12 protein-coding genes are annotated in these 16,845 nt (G+C 70.9%); 10 read left to right on the forward strand and 2 right to left on the reverse strand.

Annotated features, from left to right (window positions below; all coding sequences use genetic code 11):
- Nucleotides 1–263: 263 nt before the first annotated feature.
- Nucleotides 264–1,355 (reverse strand): hypothetical protein, encoded by a 1,092-nt coding sequence (locus JK359_RS29500; RefSeq protein ID WP_201842086.1) that lies wholly within the window; start codon nucleotides 1,353–1,355, stop codon nucleotides 264–266.
- A 349-nt stretch (nucleotides 1,356–1,704) separates the two neighbouring features.
- Here JK359_RS29500 and uvrA point away from each other — a divergent pair, with 349 nt between their 5' ends.
- Nucleotides 1,705–4,173, forward strand: a complete 2,469-nt coding sequence (uvrA, locus tag JK359_RS29505; protein ID WP_201842088.1) for an excinuclease ABC subunit UvrA — start codon at nucleotides 1,705–1,707, stop codon at nucleotides 4,171–4,173.
- Nucleotides 4,174–4,739: 566 nt separating this feature from the next.
- Here uvrA and JK359_RS29510 read toward each other — a convergent pair.
- Nucleotides 4,740–6,521 carry a helix-turn-helix domain-containing protein gene (locus tag JK359_RS29510; RefSeq protein ID WP_201842090.1) on the reverse strand — a complete coding sequence of 594 codons (1,782 nt, stop codon included), beginning with the start codon at nucleotides 6,519–6,521 and terminating at the stop codon, nucleotides 4,740–4,742.
- 278 nt (nucleotides 6,522–6,799) lie between these two features.
- Between JK359_RS29510 and dnaK the strand changes: the two genes are divergently transcribed.
- The 9 genes from dnaK to JK359_RS29555 all read left to right on the forward strand — a co-directional run bounded on the left by dnaK (nucleotide 6,800) and on the right by JK359_RS29555 (nucleotide 16,834).
- Complete coding sequence (gene dnaK / locus JK359_RS29515) at nucleotides 6,800–8,701, forward strand: molecular chaperone DnaK (protein ID WP_201842092.1); 1,902 nt, start codon at nucleotides 6,800–6,802, stop codon at nucleotides 8,699–8,701.
- A gap of 8 nt (nucleotides 8,702–8,709) precedes the next feature.
- A complete protein-coding gene (locus tag JK359_RS29520) occupies nucleotides 8,710–9,318 on the forward strand; it encodes a nucleotide exchange factor GrpE (RefSeq protein WP_201842094.1) in 609 nt (202 codons plus the stop codon).
- 6 nt (nucleotides 9,319–9,324) lie between these two features.
- A complete protein-coding gene (locus JK359_RS29525) occupies nucleotides 9,325–10,278 on the forward strand; it encodes a DnaJ C-terminal domain-containing protein (protein WP_201842096.1) in 954 nt (317 codons plus the stop codon).
- Complete coding sequence (locus JK359_RS29530) at nucleotides 10,275–10,682, forward strand: chaperone modulator CbpM (RefSeq protein WP_201842098.1); 408 nt, start codon at nucleotides 10,275–10,277, stop codon at nucleotides 10,680–10,682. Before JK359_RS29525 ends, JK359_RS29530 begins: the two co-directional genes overlap by 4 nt.
- Nucleotides 10,673–13,312, forward strand: coding sequence for an ATP-dependent chaperone ClpB (clpB, locus tag JK359_RS29535; RefSeq protein WP_201842100.1), 2,640 nt, complete (start codon nucleotides 10,673–10,675; stop codon nucleotides 13,310–13,312). Before JK359_RS29530 ends, clpB begins: the two co-directional genes overlap by 10 nt.
- Nucleotides 13,309–13,755, forward strand: a complete 447-nt coding sequence (trxA, locus tag JK359_RS29540; protein WP_201842102.1) for a thioredoxin — start codon at nucleotides 13,309–13,311, stop codon at nucleotides 13,753–13,755. Before clpB ends, trxA begins: the two co-directional genes overlap by 4 nt.
- 5 nt (nucleotides 13,756–13,760) lie before the next feature.
- Complete coding sequence (locus tag JK359_RS29545) at nucleotides 13,761–14,024, forward strand: UBP-type zinc finger domain-containing protein (protein ID WP_201842104.1); 264 nt, start codon at nucleotides 13,761–13,763, stop codon at nucleotides 14,022–14,024.
- On the forward strand, nucleotides 14,024–15,838 hold the full coding sequence (locus tag JK359_RS29550; protein WP_201842106.1) for an FAD-dependent oxidoreductase: 1,815 nt from the start codon (nucleotides 14,024–14,026) through the stop codon (nucleotides 15,836–15,838). The genes JK359_RS29545 and JK359_RS29550 overlap by 1 nt, the downstream gene beginning before the upstream one ends.
- A 603-nt stretch (nucleotides 15,839–16,441) precedes the next feature.
- Entirely contained in the window at nucleotides 16,442–16,834 is a 393-nt protein-coding gene (locus JK359_RS29555) for a DUF2267 domain-containing protein (RefSeq protein ID WP_201842108.1), read from the forward strand.
- Nucleotides 16,835–16,845: the final 11 nt, after the last annotated feature.

The following is a 16,845-nucleotide window of genomic DNA, read 5'->3' on the forward strand; positions in this document are numbered from 1 at the left end:
GCCTGACTCTAAGTGCTACGACGGGGTCCACGTGCTACGACGGGGTCCACGGCTCCGGCACGCCTCCGCGGGCCGTTCCACCTGGATCGGGTGGAGCGGTCGTCGTGCCGCCGGCCCGCGAGGCGGAGCTTCGGCGCTCCGGCGGCGTTGCGTCCGGGTCCCCGTCGGTCCCCGAGACGAAACAACCCCGCACTGACCGATCAGCGGAATCTCCGAACCCGGCCGACCACCGACCGACGGCACATCTCCGGCTGAGGCATCCGCTAGTCGCCGTGGTCGTCCTGTAGCGCGATGCGACGTTCCTGTTCGCGCTTGGAGTAGGCGGCTGCCCGGATCGCCTCGTCGCTCTCCAGGCCCGATCCCAGCGCGCCGCCCACCGTGGCGACCGAAGCGACGAACCAGGACAGCGTCCAGTACTCCGTGGCGTGCAGCGGGGCCCGTGTCGTGGAAGCGAACACCCGGTCGTTGAGGATGAACAGCGCCCACACCAGGTTGATGACCACCAAACCCACGTAGCAGACGATCACCCCGATACCCACGGTCACGACCGTCGAGGCGTTGTAGAGAGCCGCTCTCTTCCTCGCCTCCGGCGACACATCATCCGTTCGATGCCACAGGTTCGCGTCCACGATCAGCCAGCCGATCATGAGAGCGACAGACCCGACCATGGCGATCACCAGGCGTGGCGTGCTCAGGGAGGTGGCCAGGTTCCAGATGGTGGAGTTCACGGTGGCGACCGCTCCCGTGGCGAGTGCGGCCGCCAGGGCTTTCGACAAGCCCGGCACCAAGCGCCACGGCCGGTTGGCGCGGACCATCCCGAGGAGCACCCTCAAGTAACCGCGCGGCCCACTGACGACGTACCGCAGATCGGCGATCTCCTCGTCACCGACCTGGCCCGGACGGATGGGCGCGAGACGGCCGGTGAAGGGCCCCCGCAGCGGCTGACTTCCCGGAGCCCCCTCAGGCCCGGTGACCTGCGGGCCCGCCAAGCTGAGCACGGCTTCTTCCACGGCCTGTCGGGCCCTTGTCTGCAGCCGGAAGCCCCCCAGCGTGGGAAGGGACAGCAGCGCCACGCCGTGTTCGTGACTCAGATCCACCACGAGCTTGCGCCCATGTGAGTGCAGCGGAAGGTCGGTGAGGGCCACGACGATGTCCCAGTTCCCCTTGGTCCCGCGGTCCATGATCCGGTGCATCAAGGTGGGCGGGTCCTCGGCACCTGCGGTGAAGGGCTCACTGACCACCTCGACGTCGAACCGTCGTCCCTGGCCTGACCTGTCGGCGAGCCGATCAGGAAGAACCCCGGCCATGCGCTGCGCGATCTCCGTCGGAGTATCCGGATCCGCCAGCAGAGCCACGACCGTAACGTCCTGTGACGACACCCGGATGACTCCTTCTCGTCGGCTGCCCCCGCGCTCGCACGTGGCCACAGGATGCCCCCCGTGGTGACGCCGACGTCGCGTGACACGCTGGCCCTGCCGTCAGGCGCAGGCGGTACGGTCAGAACTCCGCGTGCTCCCCCGCGCAGGGCCTTCCCCACCACCGGGCCACACGGTTGCGTGCGCCACCACGAACACCGGCTCCGCGCCCCCGTCGGCACCCCACGCCGCGCTACCGCGGTGAAGCACTCCCGGATGTGCCCGGGGAGCGGGGCCCGGTGACGGCGCCTGTCGCGCGGTTCGCGGCGCGATCAGGTAGTCAGGAACGGTGAACAAGGACGCGACCGACCCCTTCGTGCATGTCCGGGGCGCCGGTGAGAACAACCTGCGGAACATCGATGTCGACGTTCCGCGGGGCGCGTTCGTCGCCTTCACCGGTGTCTCCGGTTCGGGCAAGTCCTCGCTCGCGTTCGGCACGCTCTACGCGGAGGCCCAGCGGCGCTACTTCGAGTCCGTGGCACCGTACGCCCGAAGGCTGCTGCAACAGGTCGGCGCACCGCACGTGCAGGAGATCACCGGACTGCCACCGGCGGTGGCCCTGCAGCAGCGACGCGGGTCGCCCAGCTCGCGCTCGACGGTCGGCACCCTCACCACGCTGTCCAATCTGCTGCGCATGCTGTACTCCCGCGCCGGCACCTGTCCGCCCCGGGCCGCACGGCTGGAAGCCGAGTCGTTCTCACCCAACACCGCGGCCGGCGCCTGCCCGCAGTGCCACGGACTGGGCGTCGTGCACGACGTCGCCGAGGACCTGCTCGTCCCGGACCCCTCGCTGAGCATCCGCGAGGGGGCGATCGCCGCCTGGCCGGGTGCCTGGCAGGGCGCCAACCTGCGCAGTGTCGTGAGCGGCCTGGGGGTCGACATCGACCGGCCGTGGCGCAGGCTCAGGAAGAAGGACCGGGACTGGCTGCTGTACACGGACGAGCAGCCCTCCGTGTACATCGAGCCGGAGGAGGGCCGCGTCGACTACGGCTACCAGGGCAAGTTCTGGAGCGCCCGCAAGCACGTCATGCACGTCCTCGCCGACTCCAAGAGCGAGAAGATGCGCGAACGGGCGCTCCGGTTCGTCAGGAGTGTGCCCTGCCCCGCCTGTCACGGCAGCGGTCTGCGGCCCGAAGCGCTCGCCGTGACCTTCGCCGGACGTTCCATCGCCGAGATCAACGCGATGCCGCTCACCGAGGTCGTGGCACTGCTGCGGCCCGTCGCGGGGCGGTCCGAGGCCGACGCCACCACGCCGACCGCCCGATCCGGGGAGACGACCGAGGTCGCGGTCCGGATCTGCGGCGATCTGGTCGCGCGGATCGACGTACTGCTTGGCCTGGGCCTCGGCTATCTCAGCCTCGGGCGCCGCTCGACGACCCTGTCGCCCGGCGAGGCGCAGCGCCTGCGGATCGCCACCCAGCTGCGCTCGGGGCTGTTCGGCGTCGTCTACGTCCTCGACGAACCCTCCGCGGGCCTGCACCCGGCCGACACGGAACCGCTGCTGGACGTGCTGGAGCGCCTCAAGGCGGCGGGCAACTCGCTGTTCGTCGTGGAGCACGACATGGACGTCGTACGGCGGGCCGACTGGGTGGTCGACATCGGCCCCGGCGCGGGCGAGGGCGGCGGACGCGTGCTGTACAGCGGCCCGGTCGCCGGTCTCGAGCGGGTCGGGGAGTCGGCCACGGGCCAGTACCTGTTCGGGCGCGCCCAGCCGCTCGATCACCCCCCGCGTACACCGCACGGCTGGCTGCACCTGCGCGGCGTCTCCCGCCACAATCTGCACGACGTGTCCGTCGACGTACCGCTCTGCGTACTGACGGCGGTGACGGGCGTGTCCGGTTCCGGAAAGTCGACGCTGGTGACGCAGGTGCTCGCCGAGGTCGTCCGCGGCCACCTCGGACTCGTACCCGATGAGCCCGACGAGGCGCGGCTGGAGGTCGACGTCCAGGACGCGTCGGGGGCCGAGTCGTTCGACCGGCTGGTCCTGGTCGACCAACGGCCCATCGGCCGGACTCCCCGGTCCAACCTGGCCACCTACACCGGGATGTTCGACGCGGTGCGCAAGCTGTACGCGGCGACGGACGAAGCCAGGGCGCGCGGCTACTCGGCCGGGCGGTTCTCCTTCAACGTGCCCGAAGGGCGGTGCGACACCTGCCAGGGCGAAGGCTTCGTCGCGGTGGAACTGCTGTTCCTGCCGGGCACTTACGCGCCGTGCCCGACCTGCGAAGGCGCCCGGTACAACGCCGAAACGCTGGAAGTCACCTACCGCGGCAAGAACATCGCGGAAGTACTGGCGCTGTCCGTCGACGCCGCCGCGAAGTTCCTGTCCGCCGTCCCGGCCGCCTCCCGCAGTCTGGAGACGCTGCGCGAGGTGGGACTGGGGTACCTGCGGCTGGGCCAGCCCGCGACGGAACTCAGCGGCGGTGAGGCGCAACGCATCAAACTGGCGACCGAACTGCAGCGAGCCCGCCACGGGCACGCGCTCTACCTGCTCGACGAGCCGACTGCGGGGCTGCACCCCTCGGACATCGCGCTACTGCTGCGACAGCTGCACCGGCTCGTCGACGCCGGCAACACGGTCGTCCTCGTCGAGCACGACCTGGACACGATCGCCACCGCCGACTGGGTCATCGACCTCGGTCCGGGCGGCGGCGACGCGGGCGGCCGGGTGGTCGCGGCGGGCCCGCCGGCCAAGGTGGCGAGGGCCCGCCGCAGCGCCACCGCGCCCTATCTCGCGGCCCGGCTCGCGTGCTCCTGACGACAGCGCGAGGGACTGAGCACCGGTCGGCCGGCTTCGGGACGCGGGGTCGCGCGCGTCGCCAGGCACTGCGTTCCAGCTTGGGGCGGAGGTTGCCATGGCCGCCGGGTCAGCCGGGCACGGGAGGGCAGCGCACCGCGCGGCTGGTCGAGTTCCACGCGCTCGACGCCGTCGGTGGCCGGAATCCCCACCCGCATCCCCCGGAGTTCCTGTGTCATGGCACGGCTCCCTTCACGAGTCGCTGCTTCTGGGACGCGAGCGGTTGGGACACCCGGCAGGGCCCTGTCCGCATCCCTACTCCAAACCGGACTGCAAGGCCCGAGGGGCCGGGGCGGCTTCGGCCTTCCCGGTCTGAGACGAGTCCGGCGCCACGCACCGGGGCGCGAGTGCTACAGCAACAGCAGCCCGGAGCCGGCTCCTGACAGGGGCACGGCGATCGCCGATCATGGCGGTGGCGGTGATGAACCGGGGCCCCGTCGTCTGGCGCGATGCGACCCGGCTGGACCGATCCGAGGAAGGGCCACCCACACCCCGGCAGCGCTGTAGCAGGGCAGCCCGCCCGACGGTCAGCCGGGTCGGCCCAGCACGATCTTCCACACTCGGGTCGCCACCTGCAGGTTCAGCCGGTCCTCGACGTTCGCGAGGTCGTGGCCGCTGATGTCGTGGATGCGCTGGAGCCGATAGCGCAGGGTGCTGCGGTGGATCGCGAGGGAGTCGGCGGTCTCGTCGTAGTTGCCGCCGCAGTCGAAGTACCGGGACAGGGTCCCCACCAGGGCCGCGTGGTGCCGGGAGTCGTAGTCGATGAGCTGCCCGAGCCACTCGTGGACGAACGTCTCCAGTTCCCGGTAATCGTTGCCGGGTCCCAGGATGCGATACAGGCCGAGTTCGTCGAAGAACGTCGTGCCGTAGTGCTCGCGGGAGTGGCGGCGCACGTCCAGGGCGCGCTGCGCCTCCTGGTAGTGGTGGGGGATGTCGTCCACGGAGTCGCAAGGGGCGCTCACCCCGATCGTCCCGGACCGTGTTCCGGTCTCCCGCGCGAGCGCCTCGTACAACGCGCGGGCGTGCGGTCCGTCGCCAGTGATGAGGACGACCTGGTCGGAGCGTCGGGTCAGCAGCGAGCGCATGCCCACCCCAGCGGCCGCCCGACTCACGGTCTGCGCGAAGGAATCGTCGGCGGTCCGGTTCGACCACTGCACCACGACGATGTAGTGGCTGCCGTGCAGGTCGTGTCCGACTGCCTCGGACCGGGCGTAGGCGCTCGGCTCGTCCGTCCCCGCCAGGAGGTCGTCGGCCAGCTCGCGGTGCAGCCTCAGCTCAACCTCGGCCAGATTGCGCAGGTGCGTCAGCTCCAGGGCGAGCGACGTGGCGGCGAGTCCGAGCGCGAGTACGGTGTGCTCGTCGGCCTCGTCCCGGGCATCGACCAGCGCCAGCACACCCAGGATCTCGCCGTGCGGGCGGATCAGGGTGATCAGCCGGTCCCTTATCCGTACCGGCCCGGTCTCTCTGGCGACGGCGTGCAGCATGTCTTCCTGGCGCACGGGGTCGGGTTCGGGATAGGGGACGGGGCGGCCGGGGCCGGTCCACGACCTCAGCCGACCGAAGCGGTCCTCGACCAGCGCGGGAAGTCCAGTGAGCCCGTGCAGTGCGCGGGTGACGGCTTCCTCGCCGCTACCCGAAGCAGCGACGTCGGCCATGAGAGCGTGAACGGCTCGCTCGTAGCCCAGCTCAGCCACCACCGAGATCAGCTGCCGCTGGAGGGCTGTGCGCTCCTCCCTCAGGCGGTGCAGCTCCAGCGCGTCCTCGCGCTGGCGGCGGTGTGCGAAGGCGACTGACAGTGCAGCAGCGGTGTGCCGCACGAGCATGGCGAGCAGGGATCGCTCGGCCTTGGTGGGCCGGGAGCGGCACGTGACCACGAGGTAGCCGTGGAGTACCCCAGGTCCGCGTAGGCCCAGGGCCCGGCCCCAGGGCCTGCCGGCTATGGTCACCTTGCCGTCCTGCCCGGCCAGCTCCCGCACCCTCCGGCCCACGGCCGAGGCATGCGTCTGCCGGTTCCTCGGGCTGGGGACCAGTTCGCCGCCCACCTCGAGGTATCCGGCCTCGGCGCTGTACGGCCCCGCGGCGACTATGTGATCCATGGCCAGGCGCAGGATCTCGCCTTCGTCCGGAGCGTCGAACTGGGCGCGGGAGAGCGCGACCAGTTCGTGCAGGGCAGGGGCGGCTGGGATGCGAGCGGGCAGGCGGGGCCGTCCGGGCGCGGCCGTGGGGTGCCGCCGGGCGCTGCCCCGCGGAAGGCTGCCCTTCCGGTCGGAGTAGCGGTGGTACAGGCTGTACGCCCGACTGCCGACCATGGGATCACTCCGTCCTTCGGAGGTGAGCGGCTTTCGCGTACCCGGTCCCGGGCCGACTACCCGAGACGTGCGGGTTCTTTCTCTCGTACTCGTGGGACGACCGGACCCCTGCATTCCTGACTCGCCAGGCGCAGGCGCGGAGCCACCCGGTTCGTCACCCTGGGGAGTGCTCGAGACCCTCCGTGCGCACCGGTGGGAAACCGGCGGAGGTCCCACCTCTACCCGAACGAACGTGATCCGGAGAGCCGACGCAGGCGCCGCACCGGGAGGAGTTCCTCATGGCCAAGGCAGTGGGCATCGACCTGGGCACCACCAACTCGGTGATCGCCGTGTGGGAGGGCGGCGAGCCGTCCGTCGTGCCCAACAGCGAGGGCAACCGCACGACACCGTCCGTGGTGGCCTTCACCGACACCGGCGAGCGCCTGGTGGGCCAGCTGGCCCGGCGCCAGGCGATCCTCAACCCCAAGGGCACCATCTACTCGGCCAAGCGGTTCATCGGCCGGCACTTCGACGAGATCTCCGACGAGGCCAGAGCGGTGGCGTACGACGTCGTCGAGGGCGACGGCGGGGCGGCCCGCTTCAAGGTGCGCGACAAGCTGTACGCGCCTGAGGAGATCAGCGCACAGGTGCTGCGCAAACTCGCCGACGACGCGTCCAAGCAGCTGGGGGAGCGGGTCACGGAGGCGGTCATCACCGTGCCCGCCTACTTCAACGACGCTCAGCGCACCGCCACCAAGGACGCCGGGCGCGTCGCCGGACTGGAGGTGCTGCGGATCATCAACGAGCCGACGGCGGCCGCCCTCGCGTACGGCATGGACAAGAAGGAGCACGAGACCGTCCTCGTCTTCGACCTGGGCGGCGGCACCTTCGACGTCAGCATCCTCGACGTCGGCGACGGGGTGGTGGAGGTGCGCTCCACCGCCGGTGACAGCCACCTGGGCGGCGACGACTTCGACCGGCGTCTGGTGGACTACCTCGCGGACGACTTCCAGAAGGAGAACGGCATCGACCTGCGCAAGGACCCGCAGGCGCTGCAACGACTGTTCGAGGCGGCGGAGAAGGCCAAGACCGAACTCAGTTCTGTGACGCAGACGCAGGTCAGCCTGCCGTTCATCACCGCCGACGCCTCGGGCCCCAAGCACCTCACCGACTCGATCATGCGGTCCACTTTCGAGCAGATCACCGGCGACCTGGTGGAGCGTTGCCTGGGACCGGTGCAGCAGGCGATGGCCGACGCGAAGGTCGGCGACAGCGACATCGACGAGGTCATCCTCGTCGGCGGTTCCACCCGCATCCCCGCCGTCCAGACCCTGGTCCGCCGGCTGACCGGCGGCAAGGAACCCAATATGAGCGTCAACCCCGACGAGGTCGTGGCCCTGGGTGCCGCGATCCAGGCCGGGGTGCTCAAGGGTGAGGTGAAGGACGTCCTGCTGCTCGACGTCACACCCTTGTCGCTGGGCGTGGAGACGCGCGGCGGAGTGATGACGAAGATCATCGAGCGGAACACCACCATCCCCGTGCGCCGCAGCGAGACCTTCTCCACCGCCGAGGACAACCAGCCGGCCGTCGACGTGGTGGTCCTCCAGGGCGAGCGCGAGCGGGCCGCCGACAACCGGGTGCTGGGCCGGTTCCAGCTCACCGACATCCGGCCGGCGCCGCGGGGCGAACCACAGATCGAGGTCACCTTCGACATCGACGCCAACGGCATCCTCAACGTCAAGGCCCGCGACCGGGACACCGGCAAGGAACAGGGCATCACCATCAGCGAGAGCTCCAACCTGGACCGCAGTGAGGTCGAACGCATGGTCCAGGAGGCCGAGCGCAACCGGGGCCAGGACGAGGCACTCCGCGAGGCCGTCGACGCCCGCAACGAGCTCGACGCCGTCGCCTACCAGGTCGAGAAGCGCCTCGCCGAGCTGGGCGACGCGGCGCCCGCGCACGAGAAGGCACGCGCCGAGATGCTCGTGTCCGACGCCCGGGCGGCGGTCAAGGAAGAGGCGGGCGTGGAGCGCGTACGGCCTCTGACCTCCGAACTCCAGCAAGTGCTCGCCGGGCTGGCGGCCCATCAGGACGCCTCCGCCACGGGCGCCGGTCCCGATCAGGACGCCGCCACCGGCGGTCCCACGGGTGGCGGTGGCGGTGACGATGATGTCATCGACGCCGAGTTCGACAAGAGCTGAGGCGCGCCATGCCCACCCACCCCCAGGAACCCGACCCGGCCGCGTCGGACCCGGGCGCACGGGGCCCGGAAGGCGCAGGACCCGCTCCTCGCGGGGATCTGCCCCAACCGGGCCCGCCGGGGCCCGAAGCGGCGAACGGCGAACCGGGCCCCGATGCCGCCGGCTCCGCGACCGCCGAGGACGAGTACACGACCGCGATCCGGGAACTGGAGGACCGCTGGCGGCGCGCACTCGCCGACCTCGACAACCTGCGCAAGCGCCACGCCAGGGAACTGGAGCGCGAACGGGCGGTCGAGCGGTCCCGCACGGCGGCCGCCTTCCTGCCCGTCCTCGACAACCTAGAACTCGCCCTGACCCACGCCGGCGCCGACCCGGGCGCGATCGTGCAGGGCGTCCGAGCCGTACGCGACCAGGCGGTGAACGTCCTGGAACTGCTCGGCTACCCGCGGCACGCGGAGACCGGCGTCCCCTTCGACCCGGCCCGGCACGAGGTGGTCGGTGTCGTCCAGGACTCCGACGCCCCACCGGGCACCGTCGTCGAGGTGCTGCGCCCCGGTTACGGGGACGGCGAACGCCAGCTCAGGCCCGCCGCCGTGACGGTCGCGAAGCGGGAGTGACCGGCCATGGCACGGGACTTCTACGAGGTGCTGGGCGTGTCGCGGACCGCGAGCCAGGACGAGATCCAGCAGGCATATCGCAAACTCGCCCGTAAATACCACCCCGACGTCAACAAGGACCCCGGGGCGGAGGAGCGCTTCAAGGACCTCAACGAGGCGTACAGCGTCCTGTCCGATCCCGGGACCCGGGCCCGCTACGACCGCTTCGGCGAGGACTTCCGCAAGGTCCCCGAGGACTTCGACGAACGGGTCGCGGCCGGAGCGGGCGGCGGCTTCCGCGGTCGGAGGACCGCAGGCGCCGGCGGCCCACGCGTCCGGTACACCGCCGGCTTCGGCGACGACTTCGGCGCGGAGGGCATCGACATCGAGGACCTGCTCGGCTCCATGTTCGGAGCCGGCGCCACCCGGGGCGGCGTCCCCGGAGCGGACCAGGAGGCCGAACTGCCGCTCACCGTCGAGGAGGCGTACCGGGGCGGCCGTCGCACCGTCACACTCGCCGGCCCCACCGGGCAGCCGCGGCGGTACGAGGTCGACGTGCCGCCGGGCGTCACCGACGGGCAGCGCATCCGGCTGGCGGGTGAGGGTGGCCAGGGCAGTGGTGACGCAGCCGCCGGCGACCTGTACCTGCGGGTGCGTGTCCAGCCCCACCCCCGGTTCCGGCTGGACGGCCGTGACGTGCACGTCCAGGTCCCGGTCGCCCCGTGGGAGGCGGCCCTGGGGGCGACCGTGCCGGTGCCCACACCCGGCGGCGGCACGGCGAAGGTCACGGTGCCCGCGGGCTCGTCCAGCGGCCGGCGGCTGCGGCTGCGCGGCGAGGGCATGCCGAACCCGCGGGGCGCGAACGGCGACCTGTACGCCGAACTCCGCGTCGTGGTGCCTCCCGCCCTCGGCGACCGGGAGCGCGAACTGTTCGAGGAGCTGGCCGCCACTTCCTCGTTCGACCCCAGGAGGACGCGATGAACGACCGACCCGCGGGAGCAGGGGGCATCGGCCGGGCCGGCGTGGGCGCCCGTCCGGCACGAACGGGCGCCGACACCACCGCCTCGACGGCTGTCCGGTACGCGCTCGTGCCCGTCCCCAGGCTCTCCCTGGCCGCCGTGGCCCTTCGCTCGGGCCTCCACCCCGATCTGATCCGCCGGTTCGTCGCCCTCGGCCTGGTCGACGCCGAACGCGACTCCGCGGGGCGACTGGTGTTCGACCCCACGGCCCCGGCGGTTCTCGCCCGTATCCAGCGGCTGCGCACCGGACTCTGCCTCAACTACGCATCCATCGGCCTGGTGCTCGACCTGCTGGACCGCATCAGCCTGCTCGAAGCCGCCCTGCGCGGTCGCGGCACGAGGAGTGAAACACCCCCATGGACATGAACCGTCTCACCCAGAAGTCCCAGGAAGCCCTCCAGGAGGCCCAGAGCGCGGCCGTCGGCATGGGGCAGACCGAGGTCGACGGGGAACACCTGCTGCTCGCGCTTCTCGACCAGGAGGACGGTCTGATCCCACGGTTGCTGCAACAGGCCGGCACCGAGCCGAAGGAGCTGCGCGCGGCCGTGCGCGAGGAACTCTCCCGCCGCCCGAGGGTCACCGGTCCCGGCGCGGCACCCGGCCAGGTCTTCGTCACCCAGCGCCTGTCCCGCCTGCTCGACGCCGCCGAGCGGGAGGCCAAACGCCTCAAGGACGAGTACGTGTCCGTGGAGCACCTCCTGCTCGCCCTGGCCGAGGAGGGCTCGGCGACCGCCGCCGGACGCCTGCTCAAGGAGCACGGCGTGACCCGGGATTCGTTCCTGAGCGCCCTCACCCAGGTCCGCGGCAACCAGCGCGTCACCTCCGCCAGCCCCGAGGTGGCCTATGAGGCTCTGGAGAAGTACGGCCGCGACCTGGTCCTCGAGGCCCGGTCCGGGCGGCTGGACCCGGTCATCGGCCGTGATGCGGAGATCCGCCGCGTCACCCAGATCCTCAGCCGCAAGACCAAGAACAACCCCGTCCTCATCGGCGATCCCGGCGTCGGCAAGACCGCCATCGTCGAGGGCCTGGCCCAGCGCATCGTTCGCGGTGACGTCCCCGAGGGCCTGCGCGACAAGACGGTGTTCGCCCTCGACATGGGCTCCCTGGTCGCCGGCGCCAAGTACCGCGGCGAGTTCGAGGAACGCCTCAAGGCCGTGCTGGCCGAGGTGAAGGCCGCCCAGGGGCGCATCCTGCTCTTCGTCGACGAACTGCACACCGTGGTCGGCGCGGGCGCAGCCGAAGGGGCCATGGACGCGGGCAACATGCTCAAGCCGATGCTCGCCCGCGGTGAACTCCACATGATCGGCGCCACCACCCTCGACGAGTACCGCAAGCACATCGAGAAGGACGCCGCTCTCGAACGCCGTTTCCAGCAGGTGCTGGTCGACGAGCCGAGCGTGGAGGACACCATCTCCATCCTGCGCGGACTGCGCGAACGCCTGGAGGTCTTCCACGGCGTGAAGATCCAGGACACCGCACTGGTCTCCGCGGCCACCCTCAGCCACCGCTACATCACCGACCGGTTCCTGCCCGACAAGGCCATCGACCTCGTCGACGAGGCGTGCGCCCGGCTGCGTACCGAGATCGACTCGATGCCCGCCGAACTCGACGAGATCACCCGCCGCGTCACCCGCCTGGAGATCGAGGAGGCGGCCCTGTCCAAGGAGACCGACGCCGCCAGCAAGGCCCGCCTGGAGGAACTGCGCAGGGAACTGGCCGACCTGCGCGGCGAGGCGGACGCCAAACACGCCCAGTGGGAGGCCGAACGGCAGGCCATCCGCCGTGTGCAGGAGCTGCGCCAGGAACTGGAGCAGGTCCGCCACGAGGCGGAGGAGGCCGAACGCGCCTACGACCTCAACCGAGCCGCCGAACTGCGCTACGGCCGCCTTCAGGACCTGGAGCGCCGGCTCGCCGCAGAGGAGGAGCAACTGGCCGCCAAACAGGGGCAGAACCGGCTGCTGCGCGAGGTCGTCACCGAGGAGGAGATCGCCGAGATCGTCGCCGCCTGGACCGGCATCCCCGTCGCCCGTCTCCAGGAGGGCGAACGCGAGAAGCTGCTGCGCCTCGACGACATCCTGCGCGAGCGCGTCATCGGCCAGGACGAGGCCGTCAGACTCGTCGCCGACGCCATCATCCGCGCCCGCTCCGGCATCCGCGACCCGCGCCGTCCCATCGGCTCGTTCATCTTCCTCGGCCCCACCGGCGTCGGGAAGACCGAGCTGGCCAAGACCCTCGCGGCGGCCCTGTTCGACTCCGAGGAGAACATGGTCCGCCTCGACATGAGCGAGTACCAGGAGCGTCACACCGTCAGCCGGCTCATGGGTGCACCGCCCGGATACGTCGGCTACGAGGAAGGCGGCCAGCTCACCGAGGCCGTACGCCGCAAGCCGTACTCGGTCGTGCTGTTCGACGAGATCGAGAAGGCGCACACCGATGTCTTCAACACCCTGCTGCAGGTCCTCGACGACGGCCGCATCACCGACTCCCAGGGCCGCACCGTCGACTTCCGCAACACCGTGATCATCATGACGTCCAACATCGGCTCCGAGCACCTCCTCGACGGCGCCACCGCCGAGGGCGAGATCAAGCCGGACGCCCGCGCTCTGGTGATGGGCGAGCTGCGCGGGCACTTCCGCCCGGAGTTCCTCAACCGCGTCGACGACATCGTGCTGTTCAAACCGCTCGGCGAGCGGCAGATCGAGCGGATCGTGGAGCTGCAGTTCGACGAACTGCGCCGCCGCCTCGCCGAACGCCGCATCACCGTCGAACTCACCGAGGCGGCCAGGGAGGTGATCGCCCACCAGGGCTACGACCCCGTGTACGGGGCCCGGCCGCTGCGGCGTTACATCTCCCACGAGGTCGAGACGATGGTCGGGCGCGCCCTGCTGCGCGGTGACGTCCAGGACGGCGCGACGGTCCGCGTCGACGCCGAACACGGAGAGCTGGTGGTCACCTACGACCGGCCCGAGGACGTGAAGGGAGCGCGGGCGGCATGAGCACGAGGCAGGCGACGACCGTCAGTTGTCCCCACTGCGGGCGCACCAACCGGGTGCCCGTGGCCGCGGAGGGCCGCCCCAAGTGCGGCCACTGCAAGCAGCCCCTACCGTGGGTGGTGGATGCGGGCGACGACGACTTCACCGAGGTCGCCGAGCGGGCCGGCGTCCCCGTCGTGGTCGACCTGTGGGCCACCTGGTGCGGCCCCTGCCGCATGGTGAGCCCCGCACTGGAGAAGGTCGCCACCGATCTCGCCGGCCGAATCAAACTCGTCAAGGTCGACGTCGACAAGAACCCGCGACTGTCGCGGCGTTTCGAGGTCCAGGCCGTACCGACACTGCTGATCCTCGACCGTGGCGAGACGGTCGGCCGGCAGGCGGGGGCGGCGCCCGCCCCCGCTCTGCGCCAGTGGGTGGAACAGTCGCTCACCGCCCGGAAAGGGTGATCCGGATGACCCTGCACGCAGACCCCCACCTCGCGCTCGTCCGGCCGGTCCGGCCGCTGACCCCAGAAGGGTGTCAGGAGTGTCTGATGCTCGGCTCCCCGTGGGTCCACCTGAGGCTCTGCCTGACCTGCGGGCACGTCGGCTGCTGCGACTCCTCGCCGAACAAGCACGCGCGCAAGCACGCGGCTGCCGACGCCCATCCGATCGTGCGGTCGTTCCAGCCCGGCGAGGAATGGCGCTGGTGCTACGTTCACGAGGCGTTCGTCTGATGTCCGGCGACCGGTCGCTGCCGGGCGAAGAACCGGTGCCGGAGAAAGCGGACGAGGCCGCCTTCCGGGAGACCCCGGACGTCCACGGCGCGTATCCGCGCCTCACGGAGGACCAGACAGCACGTCTGGCGGAGCACGGGCAACGCCGGACCATGGCTCCAGACGACGTGCTGATCCGGGAGGGGGAGCGCTGCGAGACGTTCTTCGTCGTCCTCAGCGGTACCGTCGCCGTGGTCGAGGACTACGGCACTCCCGAGGAGCACGTGCTGCGCGTGCACGGCCCAGGTCGCTTCATCGGCGAACTCGGCCTGCTCTACGGACAAGTGGCCTTCTACACCGCTGTCGCCAGGGAGCCCGGCGAGGTCCTCGTCGTCCCCTTGGACCGGTTGCGCCACCTGGTGTCCCAGGACTCCACCATCGGGGACATCGTGCTGCGCGCCTGTCTGTGCCGTCGCGCGCTGCTCGTCGGACAGGGCGCCGGCTTCCGCATCATCGGCTCGCGCTACTCGCCCGACACCAGACGGCTGCGCGAGTTCGCCGTCCGCAACCGGCTGCCGCACCGCTGGATCGACCTGGAGACCGACGAGGAGGCCGAGGAGCTGCTGCGCCGCTTCGGCGTCGGCCCGGAGGAGACACCACTCGTCATCTGGCGGGACACCACCCTGTTGCGCAACCCCAGCAACGCGGAACTGGCCCGGCTCATCGGCCTGCCGTCACTGCCCGCCGGAGACCGTCACGGCGACGTCCTCATCGTAGGCTCCGGACCCGCCGGCCTCGCTGCCGCGGTGTACGCCGCCTCCGAGGGCCTGAGCACCACGGTGGTGGAGGCGATGGCCACCGGAGGCCAGGCCGGCACGTCGTCCCGCATCGAGAATCTGCTCGGCTTCCCGTCCGGCATCTCCGGCGCCGAACTCACCGAACGCGCCGTGCTGCAGGCCGACAAGTTCGGCGCGAGCATCAGCCTTCCGCTGGAGGCGACCGGTCTCCATCCCAAGGACGAGGACCACTACGTCGTGGCGTTCGCCGACGGCAGCGAGATCGCCGCCCGCGCCGTCGTCCTGGCCATGGGTGCCCGCTACCGCCGGCTCCAGGTGCCCGGCATCGAACGCCTGGAGGGCACGAGCGTGCACTACTCGGCGACCGTCTACGAGGCCCAGCAGTGCCGCACCGACCCGGTGGCCGTCGTCGGCGGAGGCAACTCCGCGGGGCAGGCGGTGCTGTTCCTCGCCGAGTACGCGTCGAAGGTGCACCTGCTGGTCCGAGGAGCCGGCCTTGAGGCCAACATGTCCCGCTACCTGATCGACCAGGTCGAGCGCCATCCGCGGGTGGAGATCATGCTGCACACCGAGGTCACCGAGGTCATCGGCCAGGAGGTGCTGGAGGAGCTGGACGTGGTCGACAACCGCACGGGCGGGCACCGCCGGCTCGCGGTACGGAGCCTGTTCGTCTTCACCGGCGCCGAACCTCACACCGAGTGGCTCGCCGGCACCGTCGCCCTCGACTCCCGCGGCTTCGTCCTCACCGGGCCGGAGGCCCAGGAAGCCTGCGCCTACCCCGAGGTGTGGCACGGCCGCGGGCGCTCGTGCATGACCCTGGAGGCCAGTCTGCCCGGGGTCTTCGCGGTAGGGGACGTCCGTAGCGGCTCGGTGAAGCGGGTGGCCTCCGCGGCCGGTGAGGGCGCGATGGCCATCCACTTCGTGCACCGGCACCTGGGGCACTCGGCCGTACCCGGCACCACGGGCACGTCAGCTGTCGCGGGTCACTCTGACGTCTCCCCACGCATACGTCACAAGGAGTCCGCATGGCTCGCATGACGCATGGCGGACGATGAGATCACGAGGAGGAAGGAGGAGGCGATTGCGATGGCCATGCCTGTCCGGCGCCACCGCGGTGGCGGCATGCAGGAAAGGCCCGTCCGGGCACCCACCCCGCTCAATCCCCTGGTCGAGTTCGACGAACAGCCCAACCGGATGAGGGGCCTGCTGGAGTCGACGGCGGGCACGGCACCCGCGGGCGCGGGAGCGCAAGGGTGTCCTGCGCCGCAGCACACGCCGTGCCGGAGCTTTCGAGCACCGTTTGCGGCTGTCCGGAGAACCGGACACCCACAAGATCATGGCTGAGATGCAGGGCGGAGTGCTCGGGCACCCATCCGGCATGCGGCCGGGCCGGCGAAGCTCGACACCCCTCACGACGGCGGTGACACGCTACGTGTCTCCCCACCGTTGGTGGTTCTTCCTGCTGGTCTCGCTGACCTTCTTCGTGGCGTACGCGGGGCGAACTCGGCCTGTCTGACGGTGAGCGAGGTCCTGAAAATCGCCGACCGCACCGCCCCCCGCCGGCGGACGGACCCGGCCGGCTCGACGGCGCACCGGGCGACCCCCATGACCAGCGGTGACCGAGGCAGAAGGAAGTCAGCTGTGAAATACGACGGATTCCTCGCCCGTGTGCGCGAGCGAGGCGACTACAACGACCAGGACGAAGCCGCGGACGTCACCAACGCCGTGCTGGAAGTGCTGGCCCAACGGATCAGCCCGGGAGAGGTCAAGGACCTCGCATCACAACTGCCCGGCCCGCTGGGACAAGTCCTGGACCATGCCGCGCCGCAGCAGGCGCGAAGCTTTGGGATCGAAGAGTTCTACCGCCTGGTCGCCGAGCGCACCCATGCCCGGCCGCGTACGGCGCAGTGGGACGCCAGCGCGGTCCTGACCACCGTCGCCGACGCTGTCACCGGCGGAGAGCTGAATCAGATCATCAGCCAGCTCCCCTCCAGTTACGCGGTCCTGTTCGGCAAGGCCGACCTCGCGGACTGATTCCGTGAGGC

Origin of the sequence: Streptomyces actinomycinicus (assembly GCF_016741775.1) — a bacterium.
GTDB lineage: Bacteria > Actinomycetota > Actinomycetes > Streptomycetales > Streptomycetaceae > Streptomyces > Streptomyces actinomycinicus.

Bases quoted from the DNA above. Each gene is read 5' to 3' on its own strand.
- JK359_RS29550 (WP_201842106.1), top strand. From the start codon at position 14,024: ATGTCCGGCGACCGGTCGCTGCCGGGCGAAGAACCGGTGCCGGAGAAA.
- trxA (WP_201842102.1), top strand. From the start codon at position 13,309: ATGAGCACGAGGCAGGCGACGACCGTCAGTTGTCCCCACTGCGGGCGC.
- JK359_RS29520 (WP_201842094.1), top strand. From the start codon at position 8,710: ATGCCCACCCACCCCCAGGAACCCGACCCGGCCGCGTCGGACCCGGGC.
- dnaK (WP_201842092.1), top strand. From the start codon at position 6,800: ATGGCCAAGGCAGTGGGCATCGACCTGGGCACCACCAACTCGGTGATC.
- JK359_RS29525 (WP_201842096.1), top strand. From the start codon at position 9,325: ATGGCACGGGACTTCTACGAGGTGCTGGGCGTGTCGCGGACCGCGAGC.
- JK359_RS29545 (WP_201842104.1), top strand. From the start codon at position 13,761: ATGACCCTGCACGCAGACCCCCACCTCGCGCTCGTCCGGCCGGTCCGG.
- JK359_RS29510 (WP_201842090.1), bottom strand. From the start codon at position 6,521: ATGGTCGGCAGTCGGGCGTACAGCCTGTACCACCGCTACTCCGACCGG.
- JK359_RS29530 (WP_201842098.1), top strand. From the start codon at position 10,275: ATGAACGACCGACCCGCGGGAGCAGGGGGCATCGGCCGGGCCGGCGTG.
- clpB (WP_201842100.1), top strand. From the start codon at position 10,673: ATGGACATGAACCGTCTCACCCAGAAGTCCCAGGAAGCCCTCCAGGAG.